This is a genomic window from Nonomuraea sp. MTCD27 (genome assembly GCF_041950495.1).
In the GTDB taxonomy this organism is placed as follows: domain Bacteria; phylum Actinomycetota; class Actinomycetes; order Streptosporangiales; family Streptosporangiaceae; genus Nonomuraea.
In genome coordinates this window covers 1-15,783 of the sequence record NZ_JBGNUW010000021.1, presented here as the reverse complement: position 1 = coordinate 15,783, position 15,783 = coordinate 1, and the positions used below count along the sequence as shown (strand labels likewise).

The window sequence follows — 15,783 nt, the reverse complement described above, 5'->3', positions numbered from 1 at the left end:
ACGCTCCGGGCGACCCGCATCGTCCGATGACGACATAGTCGCGACCCCGAGTTGGACACGAAGTGTCAATGTTTAAGATTTCATGACTCGTCCATGCCTAATACGGGTTTTTCATTGTTTGTCGGTTTACGCTCCCCGGCATGCATGCTAAGTCCCGGGTTCGGGCGATCATCGTTGCGGCCGGCGTCCTCGTCGGCTCGATCGCCGCCCTGCCCTCACCCTCCGTGGCCGCCGCGGCGCCCGGAACCGTGGTCATCAGCCAGGTCTACGGCGGAGGCGGCAACTCCGGCGCCACTTTCTCCAATGACTACGTCGAGTTGTTCAACCGCAGCGGCGCCCCCGTGTCGCTGGACGGCTGGTCCGTGCAGTACACCAGCGCCACCGGCACCGGGAACTTCGCCGCCAACAAGGCCGACCTCGCCGGCACCCTCGCGCCGGGGCAGTACCACCTCGTCCAGCTCGCCGCCGGCAGCACGCCCAGCGGCGCGCTGCCCCAGCCCGACAGCGTCGGCTCGATCAACATGAGCGGCACCGCGGGCAAGGTGGCGCTGGTCCGCTCGGCCGAGGGCCTGGCCTGCAACGGCTCCTCCGCTCCCTGCTCCGACGCCCAGCTCGCCCAGCTCGCCGACCTGGTCGGGTACGGTGGCGCGAACTTCTTCGAGGGCTCCGCCGCCCCCGCGCTCACCAACGCCACCGGCGGGCTCCGCAAGAGCGGCGGCTGCGCCGACACCGACGACAACGGCGCCGACTTCGAGACCGCGGCCCCCGCGCCGCGGAACGGCGCCACCACCCCGGCCCCGTGCGGCGCCGACCCGTCCCCGACGCCCACCCCCACGCCGACCCCGACTCCGACCCCGACCGAGAGCTGCGACACCCCGTCCACGCACCCGATCTCCCAGGTGCAGGGCAGCGGCGAGACCAGCCCCGTGGCCGGCCAGAACGTCCGGGTCGAGGGCATCGTCACCGGCTCCTTCCAGGGCTCCGGCGGGCTCGGCGGCTTCTACCTCCAGGCCGCCCGGCCCGACGCCGACCCGGCGACCTCCGAGGGCCTGTTCGTGTTCTCCTCCTCGCCGGTCAAGGCCGGCGACCGGGTGCTCGTCTCCGGCAAGGTGATCGAGTACAACGGCCTCACCGAGATCTCGCCCGCCACCGCGGTGAACGTCTGCGGCACCGGCGCGATCAGGCCGGCCAAGGTGGACCTGCCGCTCAGGAAGGACGGGGTCACCTTCGAGCGCTACGAGGGCATGCTCGTCACCTTCGACGACGACCTCGCCGTCTCCGAGACCTACAACCTGGCCCGGTACGGCGAGATCACCCTCGCCGAGGACGAGCGGCTGTGGCAGCCGACCGACCGCAAGGGCGTGGACACCGAGAAGGACGCACGACGCAAGATCCTGCTCGACGACGGCTCGGCCGCGCAGAACCCGCCCACGCTGCCGTACCACACCAAGGGATCGAACACCGTCCGGATCGGCGACGAGGTGAGGGACCTGACCGGCGTCCTCACGTACGGCTTCGACGTCTACCGCGTCCAGCCGACCCAGCCCGTGGTCTTCCGGGCCGAGAACCCCCGCCCGGCCCAGCCGGCGAAGGTCGGCGGCGACGTCCGGGTGGCCAGCCTCAACACGCTCAACTGGTTCACCACGCTCGGATCCCGCGGCGCCACCACCGCCGCCGAGCGCGACCGCCAGCTCGCCAAGCTGGTCGCCAACATCACCACGCTCAACCCCGCCGTCGCCGGGCTCATGGAGGTCGAGCGCAACGACGACGTGGCGCTCAACGCCCTGGTCGACGCGCTCAACGCCAAGGCCGGCGCCGGCACGTACAAGGCGATCACGCACCCCAACCCGGGCACCGACCTCATCCAGACCGCGCTGATCTACCAGCCGGCCAAGGTCACCCCGGTCGGCCCGGCGCGCTCCTCCTCCGACCCGATCTTCAACCGGCCGCCGCTGGTGCAGGCCTTCGCCAAGGCCGGCCGGCCCGGGAAGACCTTCACCGTCCTGGTGAACCACTTCAAGTCCAAGGGCTGCACCGACGCCGACGGCCCGGCCACCGGTGACGACGCCGACCAGGGCGACGGGCAGAGCTGCTACAACGCCAAGCGCGTCAAGCAGGCCAAGGCCGTGCTGGCGCTGATCGACAGCCTCCGCTTGACGAACGCGCTCGTCGTCGGCGACATCAACGCCTACGGCGAGGAGGACCCGATCCACACCTTCGAGGACGCCGGGCTGGCCAGCCTGAGCAAGAAGTACGTCAAGAAGGAGGACCGCTACAGCTACGTCTTCGACGGCCTGTCCGGCGAGCTCGACCACGTCCTCGCCGACAAGGGCGCGCGCAAGCTGGTGACCGGCGCCACCATCTGGCACGTCAACGCCGACGAGGGCCGGTTCATGGACTACAACACCGAGTACAACCCGCCCTACCTGTACGCGCCCGACGCCTTCCGCTCCTCCGACCACGACCCGCTGCTGGTGGGCCTGCGGCTCTGAGGACGCGCGCCGGCCACGGCGGAGCCCCCTCCGCCGTGGCCGGACGCCGCTCGGCGATGAGGCCGATGGACGGGTGCGCGTCAGAAGTGGATGGCGCGAACCTCTGTCACGGTGAAGTCGTCGATGATGTGCCGGTTCCGCAGCAGGAACCCGACCAGGCCCGCCACCGCCTCCACCCCGTTGGCGGCCGGGGCCTGGCCGGTAAGGAGGAAGACCAGAGGGGTCGACGGCTGGTCGATCGCGAAGTGCCGGCCGTGGCGATGCACGTCGTGCAGAACCTTGATCGGGATCGCCCGGGGCGAGGTGAACCACACGGCGACCTCCCACAGCGGCAGGGCCGGATCGGCATCGGCCGCGGCTTCGTAACACGTCACGCAGCCGTCACCGACATGGCGCCCGTGAGGGCAGGTCCATCGGGCGATCTCGGCCTGGGGCTGATGGCGAGTGCTGAGGGTCGTCGACTCGACCACACGGCGGCGGCACCGGACGGGCTCTGCCTTTGATCGCGCGGAGTGCTCGTCGATGATGATCCTTTCGGGGTGTCGCAGAAACTCGTCCGGCGATGAGGTCGGTCAGATGGGGTGCGGGGTCGCTCGTCGGGCGTAGGGGACGAGGTGGTCGCTCTCGGGTTGCGGCCGGGTCATGCTTGGTCCTGAAGATCGGGCGGGTGGGCACACTTGTGCTCACGGTAGTCCCTGACCCCGCCGACGGCGACCGCGCCACGGCCGGACGGCCCGGCTCGCACGAAAGGGGGAGCATGCGAGACGCGAACGAGCACTATCGCGCCCTGGTGGCGGAGTGGTTCACCGGGCCCGTGTGCCTGACCTTCTCTCATGGCATCGGCGTCGACCGCGCCGCCGCGGCCTTCGGAGATCTCGGCACGGGCCGCTCCCGCACCTACCGGGAGGCGATCGAGGCGGCCTACGAGCCGCGCCAGGCCGCCGGCATCGGCTGCACGGCCATCGCCGGGGAACTGGGGGAGTGGCGACCGTCAAGGCGTCGGCCCTCGTGCTCTGCGAGCGCCTGACCGGCGAGCGGCTCGACGGCGACTGGCTGAACCGCGAACATCGATGGCTCACCTGGGAGGAGTGGGACTGAGGCACGGCGGCCCGTGCTCAGCCCTTGATCGCCCCCACCAGCCCGTTGATGAAGTACCGCTGCAGGAACAGGAAGAGCGCGATCACCGGCAGCACGATGATCAGCGACGCCGCCATCACCTCGTTGTAGCTCGGCACCTCGCTGGAGATGAGCGCCTCCAGGCCCAGCGGCAACGTGAACTGCGACCGGTCGGAGAGCGACACGCGCGTCAGCACGTACTCGTTCCAGGTCGGGACCGCCGTCAGCACGGCGACGGTGATGTGCGCCGGCTTGGCCAGCGGCAGGTAGACCGACCAGTAGATCCGCGCCTCGCCCGCCCCGTCCGACCTGGCGGCCTCGCGCAGCTCGCGGGGGATGGAGGCGTAGCTGCTGGTCAGCAGCAGCACCGTGAGCGGCGCGGTGCCGTTGACGAAGGGCAGCACCAGCCCCAGGTGGGTGCCCAGCAGCCCGAGGTTCTTCTCCAGGATCACCACCGGCAGCAGCACCGTGATGCCGGGGACGAACAGCAGCGCCACGAAGAACCAGTACAGGAAGCGGCGGCCGGGGAAGTCCAGCACGGCGAAGGCGTACGAGGCCAGGCTGTAGACCACCAGGACGCCGGCCACGGTCATCGCCGTGACCTGGAGGCTGTTGAGGAAGTAGTCGAGGAAGTGCAGCCGGCTCCACGTGGCGATGAGCGTGTCGAGGGTGGGCTCGCGCGGCAGCAGGTTGCCCTCGAGGATCTCGGCACGGGTCTTGAACGCGCCCGACACCATCCACAGGAACGGGTACACGCTGACCAGCGCGTACGCGATCAGCCCGGCGTAGGCGAAACGCTTCACTGGACCCTCCGGAGCAGGCGCGCGTTGGCCAGGGTGAGCAGGACAGCGCCGGCGAAGAGCAGCCAGCCCAGCGCGCTCGCGTGGCCGAGCGACGGCGCCAGCCCCTTCATGAACGACAGCCGGTAGGCCATCAGGCCGAGCACGTCGGTGTGGCCGCCGGGGCCGCCGTTCGTGGCGATCAGGAAGATCTGGAAGCCGTGCAGCGCGTCGCGGACGCCCAGCAGCACGATGGCCACGGTGATCGGCCGCAGCAGCGGCCAGATGATGCGCCGCAGGACGTGCCAGGAGCCGGCGCCGTCGATCTGCGCCGCCTCGACGATGCCGCGGTCGATGGCCTGCAGCCCGCTGAGGTAGAGCAGCGTGGCGACCGGCACGCTCGACCACACCAGGATGACGATCAGCGTCGGCAGCGCGGTGTCCGGATTGCCGAGGAAGCCCTGGGGCTGCTGGAGGCTGCCCAGGCCCAGCGAGCCGAGCAGCAGGTTGATCGCGCCGTCGGGCTCCAGCACGTAGCGCCAGGCGTAGTAGACGGCGATGCCGGTGGTCACGTACGGCAGGAAGTACACCGAACGCAGGACGGCGCGCAGCCGGGTGACGGAGTTCAGCATCACCGCGAGCGGCAGGGCGATGGCCACGGTCAGCAGCGGCGTGACGACCATGACCTGCACCGTGTTCCCGGCGGCCCGGCGCAGGTCGGCGGCGAGCGACGGGTCGGCGTGCAGCAGGTCGGCGTAGTTCCCGAGCCCGACCCAGCGCCATTCGGGGGTGAAGCCGTTCCATTTGGCGAAGCTCAGCAGGAAGCCGCTGGCGATCGTGTACGCGCCCATCAGCAGGAACAGGGCGACCGCGGGCGCCACGAAGGCCCACCCGACCAGCCGGCTCCGCCACCGCGCCGCCGCCCGGGCCCGCGCGGGCGGCTGCTCGCGCAGCCGCCCAGGGGGTAGTTCGACGGAGGTCGTGCTCACTGCGTGGACTTCCACATGGACGCCACGATCTTGTCCAGCTCGGCGCCCGCCTGCTGCGGGCTCAGCTCCTTCAGCGGCGTGAGCCGTACGGTCAGGTCACCGGGCTTGACCTGGTCCCAGTCGGAGGGGAAGAAGCTGTCGTCGGCCGCCTCGTACGCGCTCTCCGGCGGCCCGGAGAAGTGCTTCTGCAGCGCGGCCAGATCCTTGCCGAGCAGCGCCTCGGCCTGCGTGCCGAGGTCGGTGGCGGGCAGGTCGAGTGACTCCTTCGCCACCATGCCCGCGCCCTCGGGCGAGGTCACCCAGTCGATCCACCTGACGGCGGCCTCGCGGTTCTTCGTCGTGGCCGTGACGCCGAGCCCGGTCAGGGCGAGCGGCGCCATCGAGATCTGCTTGTGCGTGCCCTCGGTTGTCGGCGGGACGGGGAAGGCGAGCACCTTGTCGGGGCTGAGCCCGTTCTGGGCGAGGAAGGCCAGCGTGAACGTGCCGCCCACGGCGAAGGCCGACTTGCCCTGCGCGAAGGCGATGTCGGCCTCGTCGATGCCGAGCGTCGTGGTGCCGGGCATCCAGTACGGCGTCAGCCTGGCGTACGCCTCGAGCGTCCGGACACCGTCCGGCGACGCGAACCCCTGCGTTGTGCCCTTGCCGAACAGGGCGTGGAACCGTTCCTTGCCGAGGTGGGCGAAGGCGAGCGGCTGGTAGATCCAGTTGAAGCCGGTCTGGGAGACCTTCAGCCCCAGCGACAGCCCGCCCTGGCCCTTGGCGGTGGTGGTCTCCAGCGCCTTCAGGAACTCCTCCCACGACGCCGGCGGGGTGGCGGGATCGAGCCCGGCGGCCCGGAGCTTGTCCTTGTTGGCGTAGACGATGCCGAAGGCGCCCGCGGTGAACGGCACGCTGAAGCGCTGCCCGGCCTTGCCGCTCTTGATCGGCGAGTCGGCGGCCACCGCGTCGATCTTCTTCTGGGTGAGCACGCCGCTCTCCCGCGTGGAGGGCAGCAGGCGCTGCTTCCAGGCGTCGGTGACGTCCGTGGCGAGGTCCTGCAGCAGGCCCGACGCGCCCATCTCGAAGTCCTCGCCGGAGGAGTGCACCTCCAGCACGTCCGGCAGGCCGTCGGTCTGCGCGGCGCTCTGGACCTTGCTGACGAACACGTCGTCGGGGGTGATCGCCTCGACCGTGACGCGGATGCCCGTCTTGGCGGTGAACTGTGCCGCCGCCTTGTTCAGGGCGTCGGCGTGCGACTTCTTGAACGTCCACATCCGCAACGACTGCCCGGCCGGCTCCTGCCCGCCCCCGCTCCCGCCGCCCGAGCACGCGGCGAGTCCCATCGTGAGCGCCACGGCCAGGCCGAGCGCACGCTTGCGCACCGTTGTCATCGGTCTTTCCTTTCCGTACGGCTAGCGCACGCTCTCGAACTTCTGGACCCAGTACCGCGTGCGGTCCAGGTAGGCCGTCTCGGCGGCCCTGCCCTGCTTGCCGTAGGCGCCCTGGAAGGTCTGGTAGCCGTGGCCGGCGGGCGGTGTGCCGTCGGCCGGCTCGATGACCGAGCCCTCGTGCCACTCGTTGAACGAGGTGACCGACACCCAGGTCGGCGAGCCGCCGATGGCCGGGTCGAGGGCGTTGGTCCACTGCCGGTCGTAGGCGGCGCCGTTGTCGCGGGCGATCGTCGGCGTGGTGTTGCCGGGAACGGCACGGTCGTCGACGTAGCCGGGGGCGACCGAGGGAGCCCAGATCAGCCCGTTCGCCCTGGCGTAGTCGCCGGCCTGCTTCCAGCCGGGCGCGGTGGCCCCGGCGATGCCGTCGTAGGTGTACATGCCGCTGAAGTGGGCGATCTTCGTGGTGTCGGTGGTCTGGGCGAGGATGACGTTGTCCGCGTTGACCGCGTCGAGCGCGGACCAGTCGGCGATCTGCAGGCTCCAGAAGACGTAGAAGACGTTGTCGAAGGCGGGATGCGAGCCGTACGTCCGGTGCAGGTAGCGGATGTCCTCGACGGTGGAGGCGGCCGTGCGGCCCTCGTACGGCTCCAGGTGCCAGGCGACCTTGATGCCCTTCTCGGCCGCGGCGTCCATGACCCGCGCGGCCAGGCCGTCCTCGTAGCTGCCCTGGCCCCACCAGCTGTAGACGATCACACCGGCGCCGGTCCGGCCGATCCACTTCATGTGCCGGGCCAGGACCCCGGCGTCGCCGGAGTCGTACGCGCCCAGGGCGGGGTAGAGGTCGGCGCCGACGTCGTCGGGCGGGGTGTGGCCGCCCTGCTGCCAGTGGCGCCACTCGCCGCTCGCGGCGGGCGTGCCGTACCAGGGGTAGTAGAACAGGTGCACGTTCGGCGACAGCTTCGCCGCGCCGGCCGGCGGCACCTGGGGGAGCCAGGCCAGGGCCGTCAGGAGGAGGACGAGGACGAGGTTCCGACGTTTTGCGATCATGGCGTCCTTTCGGGGGGTGAAGGAAGCTGCCGGGCGCGCAAATCGTTAAGATGCCTCCGAAATCTACACGTAACGCATGCGGTGTCAAGAGTTCGCCTCAGGCGGATTGACGGCGTACGAGGCGGGCGGGCACGACGAGCTCGGTGGACGGCTCGTCGATGGCGCCGCGCAGCCGTTCGAGCAGCCGCACGGCCGTGGCCTGGCCTATCTCGCGGGCCGGGTTGGCCATGGTGGTCAGGCCGGGGGAGACCATGCCGGCGGCCTCGATGTCGTCGAAGCCCATCACGGCCAGGTCTCCCGGGACGCGCAGGCCGCGCTGTGCCGCCACGTCCAGGGCCCCGATCGCCATGACGTCGTTCGCGCACAGGACGGCGTCGGGCGGCTCCGGCAGCTCCAGCAGCCGCGCCACGCCCTCCGCGCCGCCCGCGCGGCTGAACTCGGTGTGCGTCACGAGGGCACGGTCGGCCGGCACGCCGGCGTCGGCGAGGGCCGCGCGGTAACCGGCGACGCGTTCGGCCGCCGGGCCCTCGGCCGCCGGGCCGCACACGAACGCGATCCTGCGGTAGCCGCGGCCGAGCAGGTGACGCGTGGCCTCGGCGGCGCCGCCCTCGTCGTCGCTGTGCACCAGGTCCACGCCCCGCTGGACCAGCCGGCCGCCGAGCCGCACCACCGGGATGCCGGCCTCGATGACCGGCAGCAGGTCCTCGGCGTGGGTGTGGAACACGGCGAAGGCCAGCCCGTCGACCTGGCGGGCGATCATCTGCTCGATCGCGGCCCGCTCGACCCGCCGCACGCCGTCGGTGTTGCTGATGATCTGGTCGTAACCGGCCGGGCCGAGCACGTCCTGCAGGCCGCGGGCCAGCGCCGGGTAGAACGGGTTGGTGATGTCGGGGATGATCAGCCCGATGGTCTGGCTGCGGCTGGTCCGCAGTCCGCGGGCCAGCACGTTGGGCCGGTAGCCGAGCTCCTCGATGGCCTGCAGCACCCGCCGCCGCGTCTCCTCGGCCACGGGGCGGCGGCCGTTCAGCGTGTGGGACACGGTCGTCGCACTCACCCCGGCCAGGTCGGCGACCCGCCTGATGCTCGGCCGCTCACCCCGGACGGCCCGCGGCTGCTCGTCGAGCCCCGGCGACACCTGGTACACCGCCGCCCCACGGTCGTGAAGAGGGCCCTCGTCCGGGCCCTGACCTGGGGGAGAGCTTTCGAATGGGGTGACGTCCTCGGACGGTCCGCGACCTGGGGGAAGGCCCTCCGACGGGCTGCGACCCGGGGGAAGGTCCTCGGACGGGCTGCGACCCGGGGGAAAGCCCGCGGCCGGGCCGTGGACCCGAGGAAGGCTGTCGGACGCGCCGCGACCGTGGAGGAAGCCCTCGAACGCGCCGCCCAGGACGGCGTACGCCTCCTCCAGCGTGCGCACGCCGCGCGCGACGGCTTCGGCGGGCGGCACCCGGTCGGCGGCCTCCAGCAGGATCGACTCCCACACCTGCCGCAGTGGCCCGAGCGCCGCCGCAGCCAGGATCCGCGGCCTCAGACCGCCCGCCTCCTCCGCCACGGCACCCGCCGAGGGCCCCGCTGCTGACCTCGCCGGTGGGCCGACCGGCGACCTCGCAGGCAGCCCCACCGGCGGCCCCACCGGCCCCACCGGCGGCCCTGCTGGTGGTCCCGCTGGTGGCGCCTCCGGTGACGCCACAGGTGGCCTAGCCGCGGCTTCCTTCAGCGGTCCCGTCAGCGGCTCCACCAGCGACTCCGCCAGGGCGCGCTCACGTGCGGCGAACAGCTCGCGGCCGTAGGCGCGCAGGGTCTCGCTGTCGCGGTAGACCCGGCCGAAGACGGCCAGGTCACCGACCGGCTCGGCGCGCAGCAGGCCGCTCAGCGCGACCGTCACCCACGCGCCCGATCGGCCGCCCGGAGCCCACACGCCCGCCGCCCGGCCGTCCGCTGCCCTCGCGCTCGCCGCCCGGCCGTCCGCTACCCCCGCGCCCGTCGGCCGGCCGATCGGTGGGTGGCGGACCGCTTCGGCCGGGTCGCCTGACAGCAGCGGCTCGTGCTCGTAGAACAGCTGCTCCTTGACGGGGAAGTAGTTGAAGACCGTCTTCGCCGACACGTCCGCCGCCTCGGCGACCTCGTTGACCGTCACCGCGTCGAACCCCCGCAGCGCGAACAGGCGCAGCGCGGCGTCCGCGATGGCGCGCCGGGTCTCGGCCTTCTTCCGCTCGCGTCTGGCCGGGGGCTGCTCGGTCGGCATGCGGAGATATTACATTGGCATAATCCTTTCAGTCACTAAAATTTTACGGTCAGGGCGCCTCCAGCCCCCCGTCGGGCCTGCGGACCCGGGCGGCCCAGCGCTCGTGCAGGTGGGTGACCGGCGGGTGCCGGGCCGCCACCTTCTCGTCCAGGTCGACGCCCCAGCCGGGCGTGTCATGGGGATAGAGGTACCCCTGCCGCGGGTTGATCGTCCCGGGGAACGTCTCCAGGACGGCGTCGGGGTAGACGTGCCCCTCCTGGATCTGGAACGCCGCCGTGGTCACGTCGAGCGCGAGGTTGGCCGCCGCCCCGACGGGGGAGACGTCGGCGGGCGCGTGCCAGGCCGTGCCCACCCCCGTCAGCTCGCACATCGCGACCAGCTTGCGCGCCGGGGTGAGGCCGCCGATCGAGGAGACGTGCAGCCGCAGCAGGTCCACGCCGCCCTGCCTGATCAGCCGGGCCGCGTCGGTGACGGAGCCGAGCTGCTCGCCCGCCGCGATCGGCATCGGCGCCGCCTGGCGTACCTCGGGGAGGCGGTCGTAGAACTCCGGCGCGATGGGGTCCTCCAGGAAGAACAGGCGGTACGGCTCCAGCGCCCGCGCCAGCCCGATCGCCTGCTTGGGGGTGAGCCTGGAGTGCACGTCGTGCATGAGACCCGGCTCGTCCCCGAGCTCCTGCCGGGCGCGCTCGAACAGGGCGGGGGTCTCGCGCAGGTACCGCTGGACGTCCCACCCGTCGGGGTACGGCTGCCCCGGGTAGCCGTTCGCCGTGCCCGGAGCGCCGTAGTGGCCCAGGCCGGGCGCCCCGGTCTGGAGCCGGACGTGGCGGTAGCCCGCCGCCAGGATCGCGCGGGCCTGGTCGAGGGTCTCGGCCACCGTGGCCCCGCCCGCGTGCAGGTAGGTGTCGGCCGCGGCGCGGACCCGGCCGCCGAGCAGCTCGTACACCGGCATGTCCGCGCGCTTGCCGGCGATGTCCCAGAGCGCCATGTCCACGCCGGACAGCGCGTTGTTCAGCACCGGCCCGTCGCGCCAGTACGACGACAGGTGGATCATCCGGGTGATGTCCTCGATGTCGGCCGGGTGGCGGCCCACGAGCATCGGCGCCACGTGCTGCTCGACGGTGGCGGCCACGGCGTGGAACCGCTGGGTGAACGTGGCGCAGCCCAGGCCGTACAGGCCCGGCTCGCTGGTCTCGACCTTCACCACGACCAGCGGCGGGCCCTCCGGCGCGGTGACGATGGCCCGCACCCGCGTGATGCGCAGGCCGTCACGGGCGGGCCAGGGCGCCCGCATCTCCGCCATCGGGCCGGTCGCGGCGGCTTCGGGGCCGGTCGCGGCGGCCCGTGCCTCCCACCCGGCCGCGGCGGTGCGCGCCTCGGGGCCGGTCGCGGCGGTGCCCGCCTCGGAACGGGTCGCGGCGGCGCGTGCGTCCGGGCTCGTCATGGCAGCACGTGCCGCGCGGTGAAGCCCAGCACCCGCTCGGCGGCGCGCAGGTCGACCGGCACGGCGCGGTCGGGCAGCGGGGCCCGCCGCTCGCTGTCGGGATGGAACACGGCCAGCAACTCCTCGGTCGGTTCGGACATCAGCGTGTTGGGCGCGGCGACGGTCACCACGTGGTGGCCCTCGATCGGGCGCGTGACGGCCAGCCACGCCGCCCGCGCGGCGTCGCGGACGTCCAGGTAGCTCCACAACTCCCTGGCGCCGGCGGCCCGGTCGACGGCCCACTCCTCCGCCGTCTGCTGCAGCTTGTCCTCCGGCCCGCCCAGCCGGGGGAAGCGCAGCGCGACGGTGGTCATGCCGTGCCGGCGGCTCATCATCGCCGCGGTGAGCTCGTCGGCCTGTTTGGACAGCCCGTACGGGTCCTCGACCTGCAGCGGGATCTCCTCGTCGACGGGCACGTACGCCGGGTGCAACGTCCCGCCGGCCCAGGCCAGCCCGAGGGCCGACATGCTGCTGGCGATGGCGGCGCGCCGCACCCCCGCCCGGCCGGCCTCCTCCAGGACGACGAACGTGGCCCGGGTGTTGCCGCAGAACACCTCCTCCGGGGTGCCCAGCGCGGGAGCCGGGAGGGCGGCGAGATGGATCACGGCCGCCACCCCGTCCAGCGCCCGCCGCACGGTCTCCGGATCGCCGGCGCTGCCTGCCACCATGCGGTCGAGCGGCAGGTCACCGGGGTCGCGCAGGTCAAGCCCGGTCACCGCCACCTGTTGGCGGGCGAGGAGGTCGAGGGTGGCCCGGCCGACGCTTCCGGCCGCCCCCGTCACCAGCACCCGTCGCGGAAAGTCGGTCATGTACTCCCCATGTGCAAATCGATTTGTGAAGAAAGCATGCATGGGAAGCGGAAGGGGTGTCAAGGTGCGTACAGCGACTGTAAGTTTTGCGCGCCGGAAGAAGCGGCCCGCCGCGGGGTTCCACCCGGGGCCCGCCCGCCTGGCCCGATGGGAAGGCACCCCATGCGGCGCCCCGTGGTCGGCGGTAGGGGGTCGCCGCAATCTCCCGTCGGTGCCAGGCGGGCGTGAGTCTGGATTAAATGCCGCCCTCCCCGGAGGTGCAAGGGGCAGGACCGTTCCATAAAGGAAATTGCGCAAAATGATCGATATTTTGCGGATCTTCGTCGGTTCTCGCCGTTCATCCACTGAAGTAAAGACGCCTTGACAGCCACATTACGGCGCGGTAAGCATCTCCTTGAGTGCCCGAAACGTCCCCAAAACGTCAAGCGCAACCTGGAGCAGCACCCCTCCAGCCCTCACAGCAAAGCGCGGTCGGCGCGCGCCTTGCCTGACGTCCCCCCGGTCAGGAAAGGAAGCCCATGTCTGCGTGGTCGAGGCTGCTCGTCGCGGCGTCACTGGTGTTCACCGGCGCTGCGGCGATCGACATCCCACCCGGCGACTACCAGCACGTCCAGCTCGCCCTCGGACCGTCCGAACTGGGCGAGCCCATGTCGCTCGCCGTCCTGCCCGACAGGTCGGTGCTGCACACCGCCCGCGACGGCACGATCCGCCACGCCGACGCCTCCGGCGCGACCAAGGTGGCGGGCAAGCTGGACGTCTACACCCACGACGAGGAGGGGCTGCAGGGCATCGCCGTCGATCCCGGCTTCGCCGCGAACCGCTTCGTCTACCTCTACTACTCGCCCAAGCTGAGCACCCCGGCCGGCGACGCCCCCGTGACCGGCACGGCGGCCGACTTCGCGCCCTGGAAGGGCCACCTCAACCTGTCGCGCTTCACCCTCAGGCCCGACAACACCCTCGACCTGGCCGGCGAGAAGGTCGTTCTGGAGGTGCCCAACGACCGCGGCCAGTGCTGCCACGTGGGCGGCGACATCGACTTCGACGCCGCGGGCAACCTGTACCTGACCACCGGCGACGACACCAACCCCTTCGAGTCCAGCGGCTTCTCCCCGCTCGACGAGCGCACCGACCGCAACCCGCAGTTCGACGCGCAGCGCTCCTCCGGCAACACCAACGACCTGCGCGGCAAGTTGCTGCGCATCAAGCCGCAGCCCGACGGCACCTACACCGTCCCGGCGGGCAACCTCTTCCCGCCCGGCACGGCGGGGACCCGGTCCGAGATCTACGCCATGGGCTTCCGCAATCCCTTCCGCATGTCGGTCGACCGGCAGACGGGCACGGTCTACCTGGGCGACTACGGCCCGGACGCGGGCACCGCCGACCCCGGCCGGGGCCCCGGCGGCCAGGTGGAGTTCGACCGCATCACCGCCCCGGGCAACTACGGCTGGCCGTACTGCACCGGCACCAACACCGCCGCCGAGACCTACAACGAGTACACCTTCCCCAGCGGCCCCTCCGGCGCCAGGTACGACTGCGCGGGCGGCCCGGTGAACAACTCCTTCCGCAACACCGGCCTCGCCCGGCTGCCCGCCGCGAAGCCGAGCTGGATCAGGTACGGCGACGCCGGTTCGCCCCCGGAGTTCGGCGGCGGCTCGGAGTCGCCCATGGGCGGCGACGTCTACCGCTACGACGCGGGCTCCTCCTCGACGGTCAAGTTCCCGCAGTCGCTCGACGGCCGCTACTTCGCCGCGGAGTTCGGCCGCCAGTGGATCAAGGCGATCGAGGTCGAGAGCGACGGCACGCCCGGCGTGATCGAGGACTTCCCGTGGGACGGCACGCAGATCATCGACTCGGAGTTCGGCCCCGACGGCGCCCTCTACGTCCTCGACTACGGCACGGGCGGCGGTAACCAGGCGCTGTACCGGATCGAGTACCTCGGCGGCGCCAACCGCAACCCCGTCGCCAAGGCCGCCGCCGACCGGACCTCCGGCAAGGCGCCGCTGACCGTGGCCTTCTCCTCGGCCGGCAGCTCCGACCCCGAGGGCGGCGCGCTCGCGTACACGTGGGACTTCGGCGACGGCACCACCTCCACGCAGGCCGACCCGGCCCACACCTACACCGCCGTGGGCACGTTCCGGCCGACCCTGACCGTACGCGACCCGCAGGGCCTGACCGGGACCGCCAGCCTGGTGATCACCGTCGGCAACACCGCGCCCACCGTGACGCTCAACGCCCCCGCCGACGGCCAGATCTTCACCTACGGGCAGGCCGTGCCGTTCAGGGTCACCGTCACCGACCCCGAGGACGGCACCGTGGCCTGCACGGCCGTCAAGGTGACGTACCTGGTGGGCCATGACAGCCACACCCACGCCATCACCTCGAAGAACGGCTGCGAGGGGTCGATCACCATCCCGCCCGACGGCGAGCACGACGCGGCGGCCAACCTCTACGGCGTCTTCGACGCCGAGTACACCGACAAGGGCGGGCTGACCGGCCACAGCGTACGCACCCTGCAACCGGCGCACCGCCAGGCCGAGCACTTCGGCGCCCAGCAGGGCATCCAGATCGCCAATCACGGCGGGGCGGAGGGCGGCGCGACCGTGGGCTTCACCGACAACGGCGACTGGATCTCCTTCGAGCCCTACCTCCTGGCGGGGGTCACCAGGCTGACCGCGCGGGTCTCCTCCGGCGGCCCCGGCGGGACGATCGAGGTACGGGCCGGCTCCGCGACCGGGACCCTGCTGGGCACGCTCGCGGTGCCGAGCACGGGCGGCTGGGACACCTTCACCGACGTCTCGGCCGGCCTGGGCAACGCCCCCGGCGGCACGACCGAGCTGTTCCTGGTCTTCAAGGGCGTGTCGGGGCAGGGCAACCTGTTCGACGTGGACGCCTTCACCTTCGCCACCGGGACGGCGCCGAGCACGACGGCCGAGGGGGAGTCGTACACCTCCGGTTCCGGGGTGCAGGTGGCCACGCACGCGCCGGCCAGCGGTGGCCGGACGCTCGGTTACGTGGACAACGGCGACTGGGCGGGCTATTCGAGCGTTGACACGGGTGGTGCGAAGACGTTCTCGGCGCGGGTCTCGTCCGGCGGGGTGGGCGGGACGATCCAGGTGCGTTCGGGGTCGGCGACCGGCACCCTGCTCGGCTCGGTGGCCGTACCCGTCACAGGCGGGTGGGAGAGCTTCCAGAACGTCACCACCACGCTGACCGGCTCCGCCACCGGACCGCTCTTCCTGGTCTTCACCGGCGGCAGCGGCAACCTCTTCGACATCGACACGTTCACGATCACCAGGTAGGCGGCGATGTTTCACAAACTCCTGAGCCTCGCGCTCGTGGCGGCCGGTTTGACCGCCGTTCCCGTGGATCCGGCCTATCAGGTGCTGGTGTTCTCCAAGACCGCCGGGTTCCGGCACGACTCGATCCCGGCGGGCCTGCAGGCCATCCGCGACCTCG

Annotated in this window: 11 protein-coding genes; 3 read left to right on the top strand and 8 right to left on the bottom strand. The window is 71.8% G+C overall.

The annotated features are described in order from the left end of the window. Positions 1 to 140 precede the first annotated feature (140 nt). Positions 141 to 2,492 (top strand): ExeM/NucH family extracellular endonuclease, encoded by a 2,352-nt coding sequence (locus ACBJ59_RS46115; protein ID WP_375116416.1) that lies wholly within the window; start codon positions 141 to 143, stop codon positions 2,490 to 2,492. A gap of 80 nt (positions 2,493 to 2,572) precedes the next feature. On the opposite strand, the gene ACBJ59_RS46110 is transcribed toward ACBJ59_RS46115, so the two are convergent. Next, positions 2,573 to 2,866, bottom strand: a complete 294-nt coding sequence (locus ACBJ59_RS46110) for a hypothetical protein (RefSeq protein ID WP_364137660.1) — start codon at positions 2,864 to 2,866, stop codon at positions 2,573 to 2,575. Between the two features lie 383 nt (positions 2,867 to 3,249). Here ACBJ59_RS46110 and ACBJ59_RS46105 point away from each other — a divergent pair, with 383 nt between their 5' ends. Beyond that, positions 3,250 to 3,519, top strand: coding sequence for a hypothetical protein (locus ACBJ59_RS46105; protein WP_375116415.1), 270 nt, complete (start codon positions 3,250 to 3,252; stop codon positions 3,517 to 3,519). Positions 3,520 to 3,607: 88 nt separating this feature from the next. Here ACBJ59_RS46105 and ACBJ59_RS46100 read toward each other — a convergent pair whose 3' ends face one another. The 7 genes from ACBJ59_RS46100 to ACBJ59_RS46070 form a co-directional block, all read right to left on the bottom strand. Then, complete coding sequence (locus tag ACBJ59_RS46100; protein WP_364137656.1) at positions 3,608 to 4,411, bottom strand: carbohydrate ABC transporter permease; 804 nt, start codon at positions 4,409 to 4,411, stop codon at positions 3,608 to 3,610. Further along, positions 4,408 to 5,376 carry a carbohydrate ABC transporter permease gene (locus ACBJ59_RS46095; RefSeq protein WP_375116414.1) on the bottom strand — a complete coding sequence of 323 codons (969 nt, stop codon included), beginning with the start codon at positions 5,374 to 5,376 and terminating at the stop codon, positions 4,408 to 4,410. Before ACBJ59_RS46095 ends, ACBJ59_RS46100 begins: the two co-directional genes overlap by 4 nt. Then, positions 5,373 to 6,746, bottom strand: coding sequence for an ABC transporter substrate-binding protein (locus tag ACBJ59_RS46090; RefSeq protein WP_375116413.1), 1,374 nt, complete (start codon positions 6,744 to 6,746; stop codon positions 5,373 to 5,375). The genes ACBJ59_RS46095 and ACBJ59_RS46090 overlap by 4 nt, the downstream gene beginning before the upstream one ends. Positions 6,747 to 6,767: 21 nt before the next feature. Beyond that, the gene (locus tag ACBJ59_RS46085; protein WP_375116412.1) at positions 6,768 to 7,793 is read right to left on the bottom strand and encodes a glycoside hydrolase family 99 protein; all 1,026 of its coding nucleotides are present in this window, start codon (positions 7,791 to 7,793) and stop codon (positions 6,768 to 6,770) included. 97 nt (positions 7,794 to 7,890) lie between these two features. Next, on the bottom strand, positions 7,891 to 10,038 hold the full coding sequence (locus tag ACBJ59_RS46080; RefSeq protein ID WP_375116411.1) for a substrate-binding domain-containing protein: 2,148 nt from the start codon (positions 10,036 to 10,038) through the stop codon (positions 7,891 to 7,893). Positions 10,039 to 10,087: 49 nt separating this feature from the next. Then, a complete protein-coding gene (locus tag ACBJ59_RS46075; RefSeq protein WP_375116410.1) occupies positions 10,088 to 11,479 on the bottom strand; it encodes an enolase C-terminal domain-like protein in 1,392 nt (463 codons plus the stop codon). Then, complete coding sequence (locus tag ACBJ59_RS46070) at positions 11,476 to 12,327, bottom strand: NAD-dependent epimerase/dehydratase family protein (protein WP_375116409.1); 852 nt, start codon at positions 12,325 to 12,327, stop codon at positions 11,476 to 11,478. Before ACBJ59_RS46070 ends, ACBJ59_RS46075 begins: the two co-directional genes overlap by 4 nt. Before the next feature lie 518 nt (positions 12,328 to 12,845). On the opposite strand from ACBJ59_RS46070, the gene ACBJ59_RS46065 reads away from it, so the two are divergent. Beyond that, positions 12,846 to 15,626 (top strand): carbohydrate-binding protein, encoded by a 2,781-nt coding sequence (locus tag ACBJ59_RS46065; protein WP_375116408.1) that lies wholly within the window; start codon positions 12,846 to 12,848, stop codon positions 15,624 to 15,626. Positions 15,627 to 15,783: the final 157 nt, after the last annotated feature.

Coding starts and splice junctions, on each gene's coding strand:
- ACBJ59_RS46085 (WP_375116412.1), bottom strand. CDS start 7,793: ATGATCGCAAAACGTCGGAACCTCGTCCTCGTCCTCCTCCTGACGGCC.
- ACBJ59_RS46065 (WP_375116408.1), top strand. CDS start 12,846: ATGTCTGCGTGGTCGAGGCTGCTCGTCGCGGCGTCACTGGTGTTCACC.
- ACBJ59_RS46075 (WP_375116410.1), bottom strand. CDS start 11,479: ATGACGAGCCCGGACGCACGCGCCGCCGCGACCCGTTCCGAGGCGGGC.
- ACBJ59_RS46115 (WP_375116416.1), top strand. CDS start 141: ATGCATGCTAAGTCCCGGGTTCGGGCGATCATCGTTGCGGCCGGCGTC.
- ACBJ59_RS46090 (WP_375116413.1), bottom strand. CDS start 6,746: ATGACAACGGTGCGCAAGCGTGCGCTCGGCCTGGCCGTGGCGCTCACG.
- ACBJ59_RS46105 (WP_375116415.1), top strand. CDS start 3,250: ATGCGAGACGCGAACGAGCACTATCGCGCCCTGGTGGCGGAGTGGTTC.
- ACBJ59_RS46080 (WP_375116411.1), bottom strand. CDS start 10,038: ATGCCGACCGAGCAGCCCCCGGCCAGACGCGAGCGGAAGAAGGCCGAG.
- ACBJ59_RS46070 (WP_375116409.1), bottom strand. CDS start 12,327: ATGACCGACTTTCCGCGACGGGTGCTGGTGACGGGGGCGGCCGGAAGC.